Source organism: Streptomyces sp. NPDC021212 (assembly GCF_044332925.1).
Classification (GTDB): Bacteria; Actinomycetota; Actinomycetes; order Streptomycetales; family Streptomycetaceae; genus Streptomyces.
In genome coordinates this window covers 99,572-116,273 of sequence record NZ_JBIRPZ010000011.1, presented here as the reverse complement: position 1 = coordinate 116,273, position 16,702 = coordinate 99,572, and the positions used below count along the sequence as shown (strand labels likewise).

General features: G+C 72.0%; 16 protein-coding genes and 1 pseudogene. 12 read left to right on the top strand and 5 right to left on the bottom strand.

The genetic code is table 11. The annotated features are described in order from the left end of the window. Window positions 1-4: 4 nt before the first annotated feature. The 3 genes and pseudogenes from ACH4SI_RS28490 (at window position 5) to ACH4SI_RS28480 (ending at window position 2,937) form a co-directional block, all read left to right on the top strand. Window positions 5-1,012: a threonine/serine dehydratase gene (locus ACH4SI_RS28490; protein WP_398300491.1), complete on the top strand. Its 1,008-nt coding sequence runs from the start codon at window positions 5-7 to the stop codon at window positions 1,010-1,012. 45 nt (window positions 1,013-1,057) lie between these two features. Next, window positions 1,058-1,600 (top strand): annotated as a pseudogene (locus ACH4SI_RS28485) (sugar phosphate isomerase/epimerase family protein); the annotation flags it as partial. 29 nt (window positions 1,601-1,629) lie between these two features. Next, window positions 1,630-2,937: a cytochrome P450 gene (locus ACH4SI_RS28480; protein WP_398300489.1), complete on the top strand. Its 1,308-nt coding sequence runs from the start codon at window positions 1,630-1,632 to the stop codon at window positions 2,935-2,937. 28 nt (window positions 2,938-2,965) lie between these two features. Here ACH4SI_RS28480 and ACH4SI_RS28475 read toward each other — a convergent pair whose 3' ends face one another. Next, window positions 2,966-3,427 carry a PPOX class F420-dependent oxidoreductase gene (locus ACH4SI_RS28475; RefSeq protein ID WP_398300487.1) on the bottom strand — a complete coding sequence of 154 codons (462 nt, stop codon included), beginning with the start codon at window positions 3,425-3,427 and terminating at the stop codon, window positions 2,966-2,968. Window positions 3,428-3,568: 141 nt separating this feature from the next. Between ACH4SI_RS28475 and ACH4SI_RS28470 the strand changes: the two genes are divergently transcribed. Then, the gene (locus ACH4SI_RS28470) at window positions 3,569-4,405 is read left to right on the top strand and encodes an EamA family transporter (RefSeq protein WP_398300485.1); all 837 of its coding nucleotides are present in this window, start codon (window positions 3,569-3,571) and stop codon (window positions 4,403-4,405) included. 99 nt (window positions 4,406-4,504) lie between these two features. Here the strand turns inward: ACH4SI_RS28470 and ACH4SI_RS28465 are convergent, their stop codons facing one another. Next, entirely contained in the window at window positions 4,505-5,323 is an 819-nt protein-coding gene (locus ACH4SI_RS28465; protein WP_398300483.1) for an NAD-dependent epimerase/dehydratase family protein, read from the bottom strand. A gap of 199 nt (window positions 5,324-5,522) precedes the next feature. Between ACH4SI_RS28465 and ACH4SI_RS28460 the strand changes: the two genes are divergently transcribed. Both ACH4SI_RS28460 and ACH4SI_RS28455 read left to right on the top strand, forming a co-directional pair. Then, window positions 5,523-6,500, top strand: a complete 978-nt coding sequence (locus tag ACH4SI_RS28460) for a 5-dehydro-4-deoxyglucarate dehydratase (protein WP_398300481.1) — start codon at window positions 5,523-5,525, stop codon at window positions 6,498-6,500. Beyond that, complete coding sequence (locus ACH4SI_RS28455; protein WP_398300479.1) at window positions 6,497-7,657, top strand: hypothetical protein; 1,161 nt, start codon at window positions 6,497-6,499, stop codon at window positions 7,655-7,657. Before ACH4SI_RS28460 ends, ACH4SI_RS28455 begins: the two co-directional genes overlap by 4 nt. A gap of 200 nt (window positions 7,658-7,857) precedes the next feature. On the opposite strand, the gene ACH4SI_RS28450 is transcribed toward ACH4SI_RS28455, so the two are convergent. Both ACH4SI_RS28450 and ACH4SI_RS28445 read right to left on the bottom strand, forming a co-directional pair. Continuing rightward, window positions 7,858-8,760, bottom strand: coding sequence for a serine hydrolase (locus ACH4SI_RS28450; RefSeq protein WP_398300477.1), 903 nt, complete (start codon window positions 8,758-8,760; stop codon window positions 7,858-7,860). Beyond that, entirely contained in the window at window positions 8,757-9,641 is an 885-nt protein-coding gene (locus tag ACH4SI_RS28445; protein ID WP_398300475.1) for a LysR family transcriptional regulator, read from the bottom strand. The genes ACH4SI_RS28450 and ACH4SI_RS28445 overlap by 4 nt, the downstream gene beginning before the upstream one ends. A 133-nt stretch (window positions 9,642-9,774) precedes the next feature. On the opposite strand from ACH4SI_RS28445, the gene bla reads away from it, so the two are divergent. Further along, window positions 9,775-10,710 carry a class A beta-lactamase gene (bla, locus tag ACH4SI_RS28440; protein WP_398300473.1) on the top strand — a complete coding sequence of 312 codons (936 nt, stop codon included), beginning with the start codon at window positions 9,775-9,777 and terminating at the stop codon, window positions 10,708-10,710. A 32-nt stretch (window positions 10,711-10,742) separates the two neighbouring features. On the opposite strand, the gene ACH4SI_RS28435 is transcribed toward bla, so the two are convergent. Continuing rightward, window positions 10,743-11,282 carry a kinase gene (locus ACH4SI_RS28435; RefSeq protein WP_398300471.1) on the bottom strand — a complete coding sequence of 180 codons (540 nt, stop codon included), beginning with the start codon at window positions 11,280-11,282 and terminating at the stop codon, window positions 10,743-10,745. A gap of 135 nt (window positions 11,283-11,417) precedes the next feature. On the opposite strand from ACH4SI_RS28435, the gene ACH4SI_RS28430 reads away from it, so the two are divergent. From ACH4SI_RS28430 to ACH4SI_RS28410, 5 genes are all read left to right on the top strand, one after another. Beyond that, window positions 11,418-12,092, top strand: coding sequence for a GntR family transcriptional regulator (locus ACH4SI_RS28430; protein WP_398300469.1), 675 nt, complete (start codon window positions 11,418-11,420; stop codon window positions 12,090-12,092). Between the two features lie 10 nt (window positions 12,093-12,102). After that, entirely contained in the window at window positions 12,103-13,005 is a 903-nt protein-coding gene (locus ACH4SI_RS28425) for a dihydrodipicolinate synthase family protein (protein WP_398300467.1), read from the top strand. After that, window positions 13,002-14,741 carry an L-arabinonate dehydratase gene (gene araD, locus ACH4SI_RS28420; protein WP_398300465.1) on the top strand — a complete coding sequence of 580 codons (1,740 nt, stop codon included), beginning with the start codon at window positions 13,002-13,004 and terminating at the stop codon, window positions 14,739-14,741. Before ACH4SI_RS28425 ends, araD begins: the two co-directional genes overlap by 4 nt. Before the next feature lie 119 nt (window positions 14,742-14,860). After that, window positions 14,861-15,769 (top strand): carbohydrate ABC transporter permease, encoded by a 909-nt coding sequence (locus ACH4SI_RS28415; RefSeq protein ID WP_398300463.1) that lies wholly within the window; start codon window positions 14,861-14,863, stop codon window positions 15,767-15,769. Next, window positions 15,766-16,674: a carbohydrate ABC transporter permease gene (locus ACH4SI_RS28410; protein ID WP_398300461.1), complete on the top strand. Its 909-nt coding sequence runs from the start codon at window positions 15,766-15,768 to the stop codon at window positions 16,672-16,674. Before ACH4SI_RS28415 ends, ACH4SI_RS28410 begins: the two co-directional genes overlap by 4 nt. The last annotated feature ends 28 nt before the right edge of the window (window positions 16,675-16,702 follow it).

Sequence of the window (16,702 nt, the reverse complement as noted above, 5' to 3'; positions counted from 1 at the left end):
TGTCGTGCAGGAAACGCGCCTCGACACCGCTCGGATCCGGGCGGCTCGCCGGGTGATCGACCCGGTCTTTCTCGACACCCCTCTGTACCGCTGCGAGGCGTTGGAGCCCGACCTCGGGTGCGCGGTGAGCATCAAGCTCGAAACGGCGAACCAGGTCCGCAGCTTCAAGGCCCGTGGCACCGAGGTCGTCGCGAGCGGGCTGGCCGACGGCGGCGGCTCGCGAGCCGTGGTGTGCGCCAGCGCGGGCAATCTCGGCCAGGCCCTCGCGTGGTCAGGTCGCCGCCGAGGGCTCGACGTGGCCGTCGTGGCGTCCCGCTTCGCGACGGTGGCCAAGCTTGATCGCATCCGCGCGCTGGGCGCCAGGCTGGAGCTGGTGGACGGCGACCACGAGATGGCTCGCGAGCGGGCGGCGGCCGTCGCGCGGCACGACGGCATCCGACTGGTCGAAGACAGCCTGGACATCGAGACCTGCGAGGGCGCGGCGACCATCGGCCTGGAACTGGTGGACACCGCGTCGTCGTTCGACACCGTCCTGGTCGCTCTCGGTGGCGGGGCGCTGGCCACCGGCGTGGGTCATGTGATGAAAGCCTTGGCGCCCGATGTCGAGGTGATCTGCGTCCAGCCGCTGGGCGCACCGGCGATGACATACTCGTGGCGCGGGCGGCGTGTCGTCACCACCGACACGACCCACACCATCGCCGACGGCGTCGCCGGACGGTGTCCCATCCCGGCCGTCCTGGACGACCTTCTCCTGGTCGCCGACGACGCCGTCCTGGTCCAGGAGGCGTCGATCATCGCCGGTATGCGGATGCTCCTCGACCACGCCGGTCTCGTCGTCGAGCCGTCGGCCGCGCTCGGCATCGCGGCGATCCTCGAAGACCGTGACCGCTTCGCCGGCCGACGTGTTGTCACCATCGTGTGCGGCAGCAACGTCGACGTGGACGCCTACCACCGCTGGGTCGGCGCGGCCCGGTCCAGTGGCGTCAGCGCGGCGACGACACCGCCGCCGTGACGTCCGTGCCCGACCAGCGAACCCGTCTTCGCGGCGTGCGCGGCGGCGGGCGTGCCGATGATCCGCGTCATGGCCGACCTCGGCCCCGACGGTTACGCCGCCTCCGTACGCCGCGTACGGCAGCGCCTGGAGGCCGCCGCGCCGCTCGCGGAGCGGTACGGCGTACGGGTCGGGGTGCAGCCGGACCACGGGCGCTTCGTCTCCTCGGCGCTCGGGGTGATGGACCTGCTGGAGGGGGTGCCGCACGAGCACTTCCAGGTGGTGTGGGACGCCGCGCACGACGCGCTGGCGGGGGACGATCCGCGGGTGACGCTGCCGCTGGTGGCGGGGCGGCCGGGGATCGTCAACCTGAAGAACGCGGTTTACGCATCGGTGGACGGAAACTGGAAGCCCTGGTTCGTACCGGGCCGTGAGGGCATGTCCAACTGGTCGGTCGTCTCCGCCCAGTTGGCGGAGCTGGGCTACGGCGGCCCCGTCTGCCTGTCCGGCCAGTACTCTGACGCGAGCGTCCCGGTAGAGGAGCGGTGGGTGGCGGATCTCGCGGCAGCGCGGGAGGCCGGGCGGGAAGCCATGAACCAGGAGCCCTAGTAGTGCCATCGAGCGAGCAGGAGAACACAGTGGCCACCACAGCCCCGCACGGCGCCCCCGTCCCGGAGCTGGACCCGGCCGACGTCGAACGGTGGCGCGCCTCCTCGGGGGCGGTGGTCGATCTGCTGACCCAGGTGCGCGCACTCGGCGGGGTCGGCGCCGTACGGCTCGGCCCGCGTCCCACGGTGCTGGTCACCGACCCGGACGCGGTGCGGCACGTCCTCGCGCTGCACCCCGACCGCTACGTCAAGCGCTCGCACCGGGCGCGGGTGCTCGTCGGCGACGGGGTGCTCTCGGCCACCGGGGAGCCGTGGAAGCGGCAACGCCGCCTGCTCCAGGCTCAGTTCACCGGGGCCGGTATCCGCCGCTACGAGCAGCGCATCGCCGGTGCCGCGCGCCGCGCCGCCGACCACTGGGCGGCCGCCGCCCGTACCGGCACCCCGACCGACGTCGCCGAGGACATGCGCTTCTTCGCCCTCGACACCATCTGGCGCTCCCTCACCGGCCACCCCCTGGACGAGGCCACCAACCGCGAGCTGGCCTCCGTCGAGGCGGTGGGGGCCGCCCTCCCGACGATCCCCTCCGCCTCGGCCGACATGGAGGCGCTGCGCGCCACCGTGGCCGCCGACCTCGCGAGGATCGACGCCGTCGCCGAGCGCGCGATCGCGGCCGCCCGCCGAGGGGAGGCGGGCCCGGAAGGGCCCGGCCTGCTGCGCGTCCTGGTGGAGGCCGGGGAGACCCGTCCCGAATACACCGACCAACTGATCCGCGACGAGCTGGTCACGCTGCTGGCCGCCGGGCACGAGACCACGGCCACCACCATGTCCTGGCTGTACCTGCTGCTCGACCGTCACCCCGAGGCCCGCCGCCGGGCCCTCGACGCGGGCCCCGAGGGCTCACCCGAGCGCGAGGACGCCCTCCGCGCCCTCGCCTCCGAGACCCTGCGGCTCTACCCGCCCGCGTGGCTGATCCCCCGCCACGCCACCGAGGACGACACCCTGACCGGCTACCGGATCGAGGCGGGCACCGACATCTTCGTCTGCCCCTACCTCACCCACCGCGACCCGGCCCTGTGGCCCGACCCGGAGCGCTTCGACCCCGCACGGTTCGCCGTGGCGGACCGCTCCTCCCGGCACGGCGCCTACTTCCCCTTCGGCCTCGGGGCGAGGGCCTGCCTGGGCGCGCAGTTCGCGATGCGCGAGATGACCGAGCTGCTCCAGCTCCTCCTGCCCGCCTTCGCCCCCGCGTTCCAGGCCACCCCGGCCGCGACCGTCTTCGGCATCACGGTCCGCCCGGACGGCCCTATGCCCGCCACGATCACGCCGGCTCGTCTTTAGCCGCCGTCGAAATCAACTGCCGTCGAAATCAACTGCCGTCGAAGTCCAGCGCCGTCCCGTACAGCCGGTCCACCGTGAGCCGGATGACGACCCGGCGCTCGGCGACCAGCTGCTCCAGGAACGCGTCCTCGTCCTCCGGCTTCGCGGCCTCCGGCAGCATCCCCAGCAGCTCCCGCCCGACCGCGTCACCCGGGACCGTCGTCACCTCGGAGACCTCGGCCTCCCCCTCGGCCACGGCGAACGACCACGGGTCGGCACCCTGCACATGCAGCGCCACCCGAGGGTCGCGGCGCAGATGCGTGACCTTGACGCGGTCCGCCGTGGTGGAGAACCGCACGATGCGGGCCTCGGGATCCCAGCCGTACACCATGGTGGTCAGATGGGGGTGGCCGCTGCGCTTGACGGTGGCGAGCGTGCCGAACCGCTGGGCGGCGAGCAGCTGGGAGGCCGCTTCGTCGGACAGCGGGCGAGGTGCCGGATTCTGCGTCATGATCTGCCCAACTGCCGCGCCCGCCCCGGCATTCCGGCTTGGTGGGTCAATGTAATGCACCGCGCAGTCGCTTATATTTGACATCTCCCGGTCGGTCCGACGTACGGTCTGGTCGTTCCGACGACGAGTGGGGGATGTGCCGTGATCGCTCTGCTGCTGGCCCTGGGCAGCTCGCTCGCCTATGGCTGCGCCGACTTCCTCGGCGGCCTCGGCGCCCGTAAGGCCCATGTGCTGCGCACCGTGATGGTCGCGGCCCCGGCGAGCCTCGCCATCGAGCTGCTGCTGTGGCCGGTGCTCGGCGCCTCGTTCAGCGTCGGCGTCCTCGGCTGGGGCGCCGCGTCGGGCGTCGCCTCGGCCGCCGCGTTCGCCCTGCTCTACCGCACCCTGGCGATCGGCCCCATGAACGTGCTGTCGCCCCTGACCGCGCTCGTCTCCGCCGCGCTGCCCGTCGCCGTGGGTCTGCTCCAGGGCGAACGCCTGGGCGCCGCCGGGCTGGTGGGGCTGCCGCTCGCGCTGATGGCCGTCGTCCTCGTCAGCGCCGGTCACGGCGCGGGCTCGGCGCGCCCCTCCCGTACCGCCCTGCTGCTGGCCTTCGGCGCGGGCGCCGCCATCGCGGTCCAGCTGATCTGCCTGCACCAGGCCCCGTCCGACAGCGGCGTGGCCCCGCTGCTCGTGGGCCGGGCGGTCGCCTCGACGGTCACCCTGGTCGCGGCCGGGCTGCTGCGCCGCACGCTGGGCCCCGAGCGGCCCGCGTACGCCATGTCGGCCACGGCGGGCGTGCTCGACTCCCTGGCGAACCTCCTCTTCCTGCTCGCCTCCCGCAGCGGCGACCTCGCCGTCGTCGCCGTGATCACCGCCCTCTACCCGGCCGGTACGGTCCTCCTGGCTCGAGGCGTCCTCGCTGAACGCATCCACCGCGGCCAGCTCGTGGGCCTCGGCACCGCCGCCGTCGCCGTCAGCCTCCTCGCGCTGACCTGAACGGCACGATGGGCTCATGGGCGAGGTGCTGATCTTCGAAGGCCCGCTGGTCGCCGAGGACGCCAACCCGGCCGGGGCGCGCTGACCCCTCGCCCGACCTCAGTGCGGCCAGATCGGCGGGTTGGTGCAGAACGCGCCGCCCAGGTTGGCGTGGTCGGGGTTGCCCGGCTCCAGCTCGCCCTGCTCGGCGATGAGCTTCGCGGCGTACGGCTCCGAGTCGTCCTGCGGGTCGTAGCCGAGGGCCCGGGCGGAGGACAGGTCCCACCACAGGCGGGTGTTGTTGGAGCTGCCGTAGACGACGGTGTGGCCGACGTCCTCGGCGGTGAGGGCGGCGTGCAGGAGGCGGGCGCCGTCGGCCGGGCTCATCCAGATCGACAGCATCCGGACGTTCGTCGGCTCGGGGAAGCAGGAGCCGATGCGGATGGAGACGGACTCGATGCCGTACTTGTCCCAGTAGTACGAGCCCAGGTCCTCGCCGAAGGACTTGGAGATGCCGTAGTAGGTGTCCGGGCGGCGCGGAGTGTCGATGGGGATCAGCGGGGCGTCGTCGCCGGACGGGCGGGGCGTGAAGCCCACCGCGTGGTTGCTGGAGGCGAAGACGATCCGGCGGACGCCCGCCTCGCGGGCCGCCTCGTAGAGGTTGTACGTGCCCTGGATGTTGGAGGCGAGGATCTTCTCGAACGGGGCTTCCAGGGAGATGCCCGCGAGGTGGATGATCGCGTCGACGCCCTCCACGGCCCGGCGCAGCGCGTCCTTGTCGGCGAGGTCGGCGATGATCGCGTCGGGGGCGTCGGCGATGGGTGCGACGTCGAACAGGCGCAGCTCGTAGCCGTACGGGGGCAGCAGCTCGCGCATCAGGGTGCCCATGCCGCCGGCGGCGCCGGTGAGGAGGATGGTGCGGGGAGCGGGCGCGGACATGGGCGGATCTCCTCCGGGCGGGCGGACGTATATGTGCATCTGGTTCAGATGTATGGACAACCTAGGGAGCGCGGGAGGGGGCGTCAAGGGCGGGTGATGCGCGCGTCAGCCCTTGACCTGCGCGCGACGGCTACCTTACTGTGTGTGCGTTCATAAATATAGATGCCGATCAGAAACATGCACGCGACAGGGAGAGCCCGTGACCACAGCCCCCTCAGCCTCGGCATCGCTCGCCGAGCGCCTCGACGGACTGCTGTTCTTCCCCGTGACCGCCTACGGGCCCGATGGCGCCCTCGATCTCGAGGTGTACCGCACCCATGTGCGCCGGGGCATCGAAGGGGGCGCGGGGGCCGTTTTCGCGTGCTGCGGTACGGGGGAGTTCCACGCGCTGACCCCCGAGGAGTTCCACGACTGCGTCACCGTGGCGGTGGAGGAGGCCGCGGCGGTCGAGGCCGCCGGTGGGGTGCGGGTGCCGGTCGTCGCGGGCGCCGGTTACGGGACGGCGCTCGCCATCCAGTACGCCAAGCTCGCGGAGCGGGCGGGGGCCGATGGGCTGCTCGCCATGCCGCCGTACCTGGTGGTGGCGGATCAGGAGGGACTGGTCCGGCACTACACCGCGCTGGCGGGGGCGACGGGGCTGGAAGTCGTCGTCTACCAGCGCGACAACGCCGTCTTCGCGCCGGAGACCGTGGCGCGGCTGGCGCGGGTGCCGGGCATCATCGGGCTGAAGGACGGGCTCGGCGACCTGGACCTGATGCAGCGGATCGTGAGCGCGGTGCGGGAGGCGGGTGCGGAGGAGGGGTTCCGGTACTTCAACGGGCTGCCCACCGCCGAGCTGACCGGGCTGGCGTACCGGGCCATCGGGGTGACGCTCTACTCGTCCGCCGTCTTCTGCTTCCTGCCGGAGGTCGCGCTCGCGTTTCACCGGGCGTTGATGGCCGGTGAGGACGATGTCGTCAACCGGCTGCTGGACGGCTTCTTCCGGCCGCTCGTCGAACTGCGGAACCAGGGGCGGGGGTATGCCGTATCCCTGGTGAAGGCCGGGGTGCGGTTGCGCGGGCTGGACGTGGGCGAGGTGCGGTCGCCGTTGAGCGAGCCGAGCGCGGCGCATGTGAAGGAGCTGGCCGGGCTGATCGAGCGGGGCCTGGAGCTGGTGGGGGAGGGCGGGGCGCGATGAAGGCTTCCGCGTTCGTGTATCCGTGGGACGTGGTCGGGGATCCGGACGCGGCGGGGCGGATCGCGGATCTGGGGGTGCGGCAGGTCACGCTGGCCTCCGCGTATCACTCGACGCGGGCCCTCACCCCGAGGCATCCCGCGCACCGGATCGTGACGGCGCGGCACGCGGCGGTGCTGTACCCGCCGGACGAGGGGCGTTGGGCGGGGCGCGCGCTGCGGCCCTACGAGCAGGCGTGGGTGGCCGGGGCCGATCCCTTCGGCGAGGCGGGTGAGGCGTTGGCGGGGGCGGGGCTGGAGGTGCACGCGTGGGTCGTGCTGGCCCACAACTCGCGGATGGGTGATGAGCACCCGGGGACCTCCGTACGGAACGCGTACGGGGACCGGTATCCGTGGGCGCCGTGTATCGGGCGGCCCGAGGTACGGGAGTATCTGGTCGACCTGGCGGTCGAGGCGTCGGTGCGGCCGGGGGCGGCGGGGGCCGAGCTGGAGTCGTGCGGTTGGTACGGGCTCGCCCATCTGCACGCCCACGACAAGATCGGGGGAGTGGGGCTGGGGGCGGAGGCGCAGTATCTGATGTCGCTGTGCTTCTGCGAGTGCTGTTGTGCGGGGTACGAGGGACTGGGGGCCGAGTCGGAGGAACTGGGGAGGGCCGTGCGGGAGGCATTGGCTCCGGTGTGGGCGGGTGCCGCCGGGCCTGGGGTGTTGGGGGCGGATGTGGCGGGGGTTTTCGCGGCCTGGCGGGACGGGGTGGCGAGCGGGCTGCAGCGGGATGCGGTGGCGGCTGTGCGGGGGGCGGCGGCTGATGGGTTCCAGGTGCTGCTGCACGCCGTTCCGGATCGGCGGGCGGTGGGGGCCAACGTGGGGGTTGATCCGGCGGATGTGCTGGGGCATGCGGATGGGGTGGTGCTGCCGTGTACGGGTGATGCGGCGGCTCGTGCCGCCGTGCTCCCGCCGTTTGCTCCGCATCGGCGGGAGGGGACTGTGCTGGCCGCCAACTTCACGGTGGTGGCGGGGATGGGGGGCCGGCCGTCGATGCTGGCGGAGGACGCGGCGCACGCGGTGGAGTTGGGGGCGGACGAGATTCGGCTGTACCACGCGGGGTTGGCGTCGGATGGGGATCTGGGGGAGGTACGGAAGGCGCTGGGGCGCCTGGGCTGAGGCCGATGGTGGGGGCTCCGCCCCCACACCCCCGCCGGGGCTCCGCCCCGGACCCCGCTTCTCAAGCGTCGGAGGGGCTGGGGGTGGGGCATCTCCGCCTCGGGCCCGGCTTCTCAAGCGTCGGAGGGGCTGGGTGGTGGGGCATCTCCGCCCCGGGCCCCTCCTCAAGCGCCGGAGGGCTGGGGATGGTGTATCTCCGCCTACAGCTGGCGCAGGTGGTCGCGCAGGGCTCGGGCCACCTGCGACATCAGGGCTTCCGCGCCGGGTTGGGCGCCGGCCGGTACCTCGGACTCCGTCAGGGCCGCCACGGCGAAGGTCTGGCCGTCCGCGTGCTCGACCACGCCCACCTCGTGGCGGAGGTTCAGCACGGTGCCGGTCTTGGAGGACCACGTGGTGGCGTCCGAGCTGAAGTCCGGGGCCAGCCGGTGCCGTAGGACGTTGTGGGCCATGAGCTCCCGCACCCGCTCGGCCACCTCGGGGTGGATCTTCGACGGGGTCCACAGGGCCTGGAGCAGGTCGACGTAGGAGCGGGCGCTGCCCGTGTTGGCGCGGGTCGTGTCGAGCTGTGGCACCCGGTGGCCGCGGCCGCCCGTGCCGGCGCCGATGGCGAGGGCGTGGGCCAGGTGGGCCTGGGTGGCGTCGAAGCGTTCGACGGGGGTGTCGGACAGCTCGTCCACGGTGTGCCGGACGGTGATGCCCCGCAGCCCCAGCTCATGGAGGATGCCGGCGACCACCGCAGGCGGGGTGAGGCCGAATAGCGCGTCGGCGGCCGTGCCGTCGCTCAGGCAGGTGCTCAGGTACAGCAGGTCGTCCACCGCGACCCGCGCCGGATGGCGGAAACGGCTCAGCCCGGTGGGGCCGGGCGTGGTGATCCGCCCGGGTTGGACGTCGAGCATCGTCGCCCCGTCCAGCTCGCCCCGCCGGATGCGTTCCACCGTCGCCAGCGCGAGCGGGACCTTGACCAGGGAGGCCGACGGCAGCTGGGTGTCCGGGTCGATGCCCAGCTCGTCTCCCGTGTGCAGGTCCCGTACGAGAAAGCAGCCGCGCAGGCCGCCGTCGTGCAACTGTTGCCGCAGGTCGTGGAGCAGCGCTTCGGTGTTCACTTCGCCACCCGTCGGGTCTCGGCGCCGAGGCAACGGGCCATGGCCCCGCCCAGACGCGCTTCGATGTGCTGTGGACTGCCCTCCTCGGCGGCGAGCGCGTACCCCCGGCTGAGGGTCAGTTCGCCCACGGGCCGCCAGTGCAGGTCGAGTTCCTCGGCCTGCGCGGGCGAGCACAGCAGCACGTCGTGCGTGCCGAGGGCCTCCGCCACGGCAGTGGTCAGGTCGGTCGCGGTGACGAGCTGCGCGGGCCGCAGGCCGACCGCGTCGCGCAGCCGCGTCAGGGGGTCGCGGATGTGCGGGACGTCGTCCTCCGGCTGGATCCAGACGCGCCGGGCCGGGCCGGGGGAGGCGCGTCCGACCCGCAGCGTCTCCAGGTAGACCCGCTTCACGCCGGGATCCACGGCACCGGCGAGCCCGAGCGGCACGGACCACGCCGCGTCGCCCGGCGGCACCGCGAGCAGGGCGGCGCGCACCTGCTGCGTGTGGATCAGCTCCGCGCGCCGCGCCGGGGCCGCGACCTGGAGGTCCAGGGTGACGCCGAGCCCCCGCGCCTCGGCGACGAGGCGTGCGAGACCGGCCGTGGTGCAGATGCCGGGCACCGCGAGCCGCCACGGCTTGCGCTTGACGGCCTCGGCCTCGTGCAGCAGCACGTCCGCCGCCTGCACGAGCTGCCTGGCCGTCGGCAGCATGTCCCGGCCGAACGGGGTGAGGACGGCCCGCCGCGACGTGCGCTCGAACAGCGGCTCACCGAAGCGTTCCTCCAGGGCGGCGACGCGACGGCTGGCCACCGGCTGGGACATCCGGGCCGCGGACGCTCCGACGGTGAAACTGCCGTGCTCGCTCACGCTGACGAACGCACGGCATGCCCCCACGAGATCCACAGCTCGCCATCCTATGCCAGATCGGCATGAAGCCGCGCGTGAGCGTATTGGACCGCATGAGCGCGCCACGGCGAGGGTGTTCCCGTACTCATGACCAACCCGCCCCGTCCGTGGGCGACTTGGAGGTTGCACCATGCAGTTCACCCGTGTCACCCGTGCCCGCCGCGCCGCGGTCGGTACGCTCGCCGCGTTCGCTCTCGTCCCGCTCGTGGCCTGCGGTCAGGGCAACACCGCCGCCGCGGCGCCCGAGCCCGCCGCCGCGGCGACGTCCATCGCGGACACGAAGCCGTACACCGGCGAACTCAAGGCTCTGGAGAGCAAGTTCGACGCACGACTGGGTCTCTACGCCATCGACACCGGCACCGGACGCGAGGTGGCGTACCGGGACGGCGAGCGTTTCGGCTTCCACTCCACGCTCAAGGCGATACTCGCCGCGGCCGTGCTGCGCGAGTACTCCCTGAGCGGGATGAACAAGGTGATCACGTATTCCCGTGACGACCTGATCGACAACTCGCCCATCACCGAGAAGCACGTCGACACAGGGATGACGCTGCGCGAGCTGTGCGACGCCGCCGTCCGCTACAGCGACAACACCGCGGCCAACCTGCTGTTCGACGCGATCGGCGGGCCCAAGGCGCTTCAACGCGAGGTCAGGGGGGTTGGCGACGACGTCACCCGGGTGGACCGCGTCGAGCCCGACCTGAGCCGCTGGACCCCGGACGAGAAGCGCGACACGACCACCCCGCGCGCGCTGGCGAAGGACCTGCGCACCTTCGTCCTCGGCGATGTCCTCCGCAAGCCCGAACGCGGTCAACTGACGACGTGGCTGAAGACCAACACCACCGGGGACGCCCTGATCAGGGCGGGGGTGCCCAAGGGCTGGGTGGTCGGCGACAAGACCGGCAGCGGCTTCGGCTACGGCGCCCGCAACGACATCGCCGTGGTGTGGCGCCCCGGCGCCGCGCCCATCGTCATGGCGGTCCTGACGAACCGCCCCGGGGCGGACGACACCCACGACGACAAGCTGATCGCGGACGCGGCCTCCGTGGTCGCCGACACGCTCTCGTAGGCCACGTACACGGTGGGTCCCCGTGAGTGCGGTCAGACGCACTCGCGGGGACCTTGTGCTGTCAGCCCGGCCTCCCGCAGCACCCGGTCCACCGTCTCGCCGAGGCCGCTCGTCGCCGGGATCACGGACTCGGTGCCGCCCGGCAGCAGGTCCAGGGGCCGGTACCAGCCGCGTAGCTCCGCCTCGCCGTACTCGGCCGCCTGCGGCTTCGTCGCGTGGCGGCGCACCGTCTCGGCGAACGGCACGTCGAGGTAGTACGCGTGGGTGCGGCCCCGGTGGTCGTGGCGCAGGGCGTCGAGCATCGTGCCGTAGTGGGACGCGTACAGGATGCCCTCGACCACCACGTGGTAGCCGTGGTCGAGGGCGTAGCGGGCGACCGTGTCGATGAGGCCGATGTTCGCGCCGTCGGGGACGTCCCGCTCGCGCAGGACATCCCGCCGCAGCGTGTCCTGGCCGACCAGGGCGAGCCCCCGGCCGTAGCGGGCGCGCAGCTCGGCGGCGACGGAGGACTTGCCGGACGCGGAATTGCCGCGCAGCAGGATCAGGCGTGTCGTCAGGGAGCCCGTTAGCACGCCGACCACGTTACCGGCAGGAGAAGTTGAAGTTTCGTCAGGACCGTTGACGAATCCATGAGGCGGCCCTAACTTCATCGCGTCGTACTTCGTACGTCATATATGAGACGCGATACGTGAGATCTGAGAGCCCCCATGGACATCGCCCCCAGCCCGATTCCGTCCCGTACTCAGTACGTGCTGGAAGCGGTCAAGCACGCCATCCTGACGGGACGGCTGCGCCCCGGGCAGCCGCTCGTGGAGACCGAGCTGGCGGCCCAGTTCGGGGTGTCGAAGACGCCGGTGCGGGAGGCGCTGAAGACCCTGGCGGGCCGCGGTCTCGTGGTGATGAGCGAGTACAAGGGCGCGACCGTCCGGACGGTCGACACCGCGATGGCGCGGGCCGTGTACGACGTACGGCTGCTGCTGGAGCCCGAGGCGCTGCGGCGGACCGTCACCGCGCGGGCGAGCCTGGCGGCGGCGGGGGCCGCGCTGGAGCGGTCGGACGCGGCGGCCGACCCGGCCGACCGGTCGCTGGCCAACCGGGACTTCCACCGCTCGCTCTACCTCCCCTGCGGCAACCCGCTGCTGACCGGGATGCTCGACGAACTGCGCGACCAGGCGGCGCTGGTGTCGGCCGTCGCCTGGCAGGCGGTGCCGTCCTGGGAACGGGAGGCGCGGGAGCACCGGGAGATCCTGGCCCGCGCGCACGACGGGGACGCCGACGGGGCCGCCCGCGCGCTGCACCACCACATCTCCTCCTTCGTCCAGCGGGCCTTCCCGGACGCGGACGCCGGCACCAGCCCGCAGACCGACGCGAACACGAACTAGAGAGGCCCGTATGGACTTCACACCGCTGAGAACCGCGCTCGCGGACGTCGTGGCGATCCCGGTCACCCCGTACGACGCCAAGGGCGCCGTCGACCGGGACACCTACCGCGCCCTGCTGCGCCGGCTTCTCGACGGCGGCGTACGGGCCGTCACCCCGGGCGGCAACACGGGGGAGTTCTACGCCCTCACCCTGGAGGAGCGCCGGCTGTGCACCGAGCTGAGCGTCGAGGAGGCGGGCGACCGGGCCGCCGTGCTGGTGGGCGTCGGGCAGGACGTGGCGACGGCGGTGGACGCCGCACGGCACGCCCGCGAGGCCGGGGCCCGCATGGTGATGGTGCACCAGCCGGTGCATCCGTACGTGTCGCAGGACGGCTGGGTCGACTACCACCGTGAGATCGCCGAGGCGGTTCCGGAGCTGGGCGTCGTACCGTACCTGCGCAACCCGCTGATCGAGGGCGCGGCGCTGGCGGGTCTGGGCGAGGCGTGCCCGAACGTGATCGGCGTGAAGTACGCGGTCCCCGACGCGGCCCGCTTCGCGGCCTTCGCGCGGGACGCGGGCCTCGACCGGTTCGTCTGGGTGGCCGGGCTCGCCGAGCTGTACGCGCCGTCGTACTGGGCCAACGGCGCCACCGGCTTCACCTCCGGGCTGGTCAACGTCGCCCCGAAGCTGTCGCTGGACATGCTGGGCGCGCTGCGCGCCGGGGACTACGCGGCCGCGATGAAGGTGTGGGAACAGATCCGGCCGTTCGAGGATCTGCGGGCCGCCCGGCAGTCGGCCAACAACGTGACCGTGGTGAAGGAGGCGCTGGCCGCGCTCGGCCTGTGCCGCCGCGAGGTCCGCCCGCCCAGCCGGCTGCTGCCGGAGCCGCAGCGCGCCGAGGTGGCCGCGCTGATAGAGGGGTGGGCGCTGTGAGCGGCCCGCACAGAACCCGCAGACGGGCGGAGGAGCTGCGCAGCCACCAGTGGTACGGCACCGAGGGGTTACGCACCTTCAGCCACCGGGCCCGCACCCGCCAGCTCGGCTATCTGCCCGAGGAACACCTCGGCAAGCCGGTCATCGCGATCCTCAACACCTGGAGCGACATCAACCCCTGCCACGTCCACCTGCGTGACCGCGCCCAGGCGGTCAAGCGCGGGGTCTGGCAGGCGGGCGGCTTCCCCCTCGAATTCCCGGTCTCCACCCTCTCCGAGACCTTCCAGAAGCCGACTCCGATGCTGTACCGGAATCTGCTGTCCATGGAGACCGAGGAACTGCTCCGCTCGTACCCGGTGGACGGCGCCGTGCTGCTTGGCGGCTGCGACAAGTCCACCCCGGCGCTGCTCATGGGCGCCGCCACCGCCGACCTGCCGACCGTCTTCGTGCCCGCCGGGCCGATGCTGCCGGGACACTGGCGCAACGAGGTGCTGGGCTCGGGCACCGACATGTGGAAGTACTGGGACGACAAGCGGGCCGGGCTCATCGGCGACTGCGAGATCGCCGAGCTGGAGCGCGGCATCGCCCGCTCGCCCGGCCACTGCATGACGATGGGTACCGCCGCCACGCTGACGGCCGCCGCCGAGGCGCTGGGCGTGACGCTGCCGGGTGCCTCGTCCATCCCGGCCGTCGACTCCGGGCACGAGCGGATGGCCGCGGCCTCCGGGATGCGCATCGTCGAGCTGGTCCGGCAGGACCTCCGGCTCTCCGAGATCCTCACCCGGGACGCGTACGAGGACGCGGTCACCACCGTGCTCGCGCTCGGCGGATCCACCAACGCGGTCATCCACCTGATCGCCATGGCCGGGCGCTCGGGGGTGCGGCTCACCCTCGACGACTTCGACCGGATCGCCCGTACGGTGCCCGTCCTCGCCAATCTGCGGCCCGGCGGCCGGTACCTGATGGAGGACTTCCACTTCGCCGGGGGACTGCCCGGCTTCCTCTCCCGGCTCACCGACCGGCTGCATCTGGACCGGCCCACCGCCGCCCACGCCACCCTGCGCGAACAGCTCGACGGTGCCCTCGTGCACAACCCGGACGTCATCCGGCCGCGCGACAACCCCCTCGCGGACGAGGGCGGGGTGGCGGTGCTGCGCGGCAACCTGTGCCCGGACGGCGCGGTCATCAAGCACATCGCCGCCGATCAGCATCTGCTGGAGCACACCGGTCCCGCCGTCGTCTTCGACGACTACAAGACGATGCAGGCCACCATCAACGACCCCGGCCTCGGCATCACCGAGGACACCGTGCTGGTGCTGCGCAACGCCGGTCCGCTCGGCGGGCCCGGCATGCCCGAGTACGGCATGCTGCCCATCCCCGACCACCTGCTGAAGAAGGGCGTGCGGGACATGGTGCGGATCTCCGACGCCCGGATGAGCGGCACCAGTTACGGCGCCTGCGCGCTGCACCTCGCGCCCGAGTCGTACATCGGCGGACCGCTCGCCCTCGTCCGCCACGGCGACCTGATCACGCTCGACGTGGCGGCGCGGGTGCTGCGGCTGGAGGTGGACGACGCCGAGCTGGAGCGGCGCCGGGCGGAATGGACGGCCCCGCCGCCCCGCTACGGGCGTGGCTACGGGGCGCTCTACCAGGAGCAGATGACCCAGGCCGACACGGGCTGCGACTTCCGCTTCCTGGCCCGGGACGGTGCGGTGCCGGAACCGTACGCGGGCTGAGCGGCCCGCGGCTCGATCGAAAAAATTTTGGCCGGTATCTCGAACGACGTACGGAAAGCGCTTTCTCCCTCGGGTTCCCCCTTGGAGCAAGCGCTTACCGTGAGAACGGAGTAGCAGTCATGGCCAACGCCGTGGCGAAACCCCGTACGGGAGCGACACCACGCCGCCTCCCGTACCTGCTGATCGCCCCCGCCGGGCTGCTGATGCTGGGCTTCATCGCCTATCCGATGCTCAGCGTCCTCTACTACAGCCTCCAGAACTACAACGTCACCAAGCCCTGGCGGAACGGCTACGCGGGCTTCGGGAACTTCACCCGCGTCTTCACCGACGACCCGCAGTTCTGGGACACGCTGGCCTTCAGCGGCAAATGGGTCGTCACCGAGGTGCTGCTGCAACTCGTCCTCGGCGTCGCGCTCGCCCTGCTGGTCAACCAGACCTTCATCGGACGCGGCATCGCCCGCGCCCTGGTCTTCTCGCCCTGGGCCGTCTCCGGGGTGCTGACCACGACCATCTGGATGCTGCTCTACAACCCGTCGACCGGCATCAGCCGCTACCTCGCGGACGCCGGGATCGGCACGTACGGCACCTCCGTGCTCTCCGACACCGGCACCGTCTTCTGGGCCGCCGTCCTCGCCGAACTCTGGCGCGGCGTCCCCTTCTTCGCCATCCTCATCCTCGCCGACCTCCAGTCCATCCCCAAGGAGCTGTACGAGGCGGCCTCGGTCGACGGCGCCGGGCGGGCACGGCAGTTCTTCCACATCACGCTGCCGCATCTGAAGGACGCCATCGTGCTGTCGACCCTGCTGCGCGGGGTGTGGGAGTTCAACAACGTCGACCTGCTCTACACCCTCACCGGCGGCGGCCCGGCCGGGCAGACCACCACGCTGCCGCTGTACGTCGCCAACACCGGGATCAACGGCCACGACTTCGGCTACGCCTCCGCGCTGACCACCGTCGCCTTCGTGATCCTCCTCTTCTGCTCGATCCTCTATCTGCGCCTGAGCAAGTTCGGAGGCGACACCAAGTGACCGCCGTAGCTGCGGAACAGGGCCACCGGGCCCAGGCCGCCCCCGCGGCCCCCGTCCCGCGCGCCGCCTCCGGCAAGCGGCGCGGACGGTCGGTCGACGACGGCGTGCCGCGCTGGCAGATCTATCTGCCGCTGGGCCTGTATCTGCTGTTCACACTGGTTCCCTTCTACTGGATGCTGCTCTTCGCGCTCCGCCCGGCGGGCTCCACCTCGCTGGTGCCGTGGCCGGTCACCGGGGAGCACTTCGCGAAGGTCTGGAACGAGCGCGCCTTCGGGACCTTCTTCCAGAACAGCATGATCGTCGGCGTCGCCTCGCTGCTGATGACGACGGGGGTCGCGCTCGCGGGCGGCTACGCGCTCGCCCGCTTCGAGTTCCGCATCAAGAAGGGCTTCATGCTGGCCCTGCTCGCCTCGCAGTTCATCCCGGGCGCGCTGATGCTCGTACCGCTCTTCGAGATCTTCAAGAACCTCCAGATGATCAACTCGCTGGGAAGCGTGATCATCGCGGAGACCGTTTTCCAACTGCCCCTGTCCATCATCCTCATCAGCGGCTTCATCAAGAACGTGCCGGTCTCCCTGGAGGAACAGGCCTGGGTGGACGGCTGCGGGCGGCTGCGGGCCTTCGGCGCGGTGGTGCTGCCGCTGCTGCGGCCGGGCCTGATCGCGGTGGGCTCCTTCGCCTTCGTGCACAGCTGGAACCACTTCCTGTTCGCGCTGATGTTCCTCAGCTCGCAGGACACGCAGACCATCCCGGTCGGCCTCAACACCCTCATCGGCGCCGACAGCGTCGACCTGGGCGCCCTCGCGGCCGGCGGTGTGATCGCGGCGGTGCCGGTCGTCATCGTCTTCGCCTTCATCCAGAAGTGGCTGATCACCGGCTTCAGCGCGGGCGCCGTCAAGGGCTGACCCGGTCACTGTTTCGCGGGCAAGGAGG

What these genes read in the sequence shown, in the direction of transcription:
- ACH4SI_RS28430 (WP_398300469.1), top strand. Translation starts at nt 11,418, where the DNA reads ATGGACATCGCCCCCAGCCCGATTCCGTCCCGTACTCAGTACGTGCTG.
- ACH4SI_RS28465 (WP_398300483.1), bottom strand. Translation starts at nt 5,323, where the DNA reads ATGTCCGCGCCCGCTCCCCGCACCATCCTCCTCACCGGCGCCGCCGGC.
- ACH4SI_RS28475 (WP_398300487.1), bottom strand. Translation starts at nt 3,427, where the DNA reads ATGACGCAGAATCCGGCACCTCGCCCGCTGTCCGACGAAGCGGCCTCC.
- ACH4SI_RS28425 (WP_398300467.1), top strand. Translation starts at nt 12,103, where the DNA reads ATGGACTTCACACCGCTGAGAACCGCGCTCGCGGACGTCGTGGCGATC.
- ACH4SI_RS28455 (WP_398300479.1), top strand. Translation starts at nt 6,497, where the DNA reads ATGAAGGCTTCCGCGTTCGTGTATCCGTGGGACGTGGTCGGGGATCCG.
- bla (WP_398300473.1), top strand. Translation starts at nt 9,775, where the DNA reads ATGCAGTTCACCCGTGTCACCCGTGCCCGCCGCGCCGCGGTCGGTACG.
- ACH4SI_RS28415 (WP_398300463.1), top strand. Translation starts at nt 14,861, where the DNA reads ATGGCCAACGCCGTGGCGAAACCCCGTACGGGAGCGACACCACGCCGC.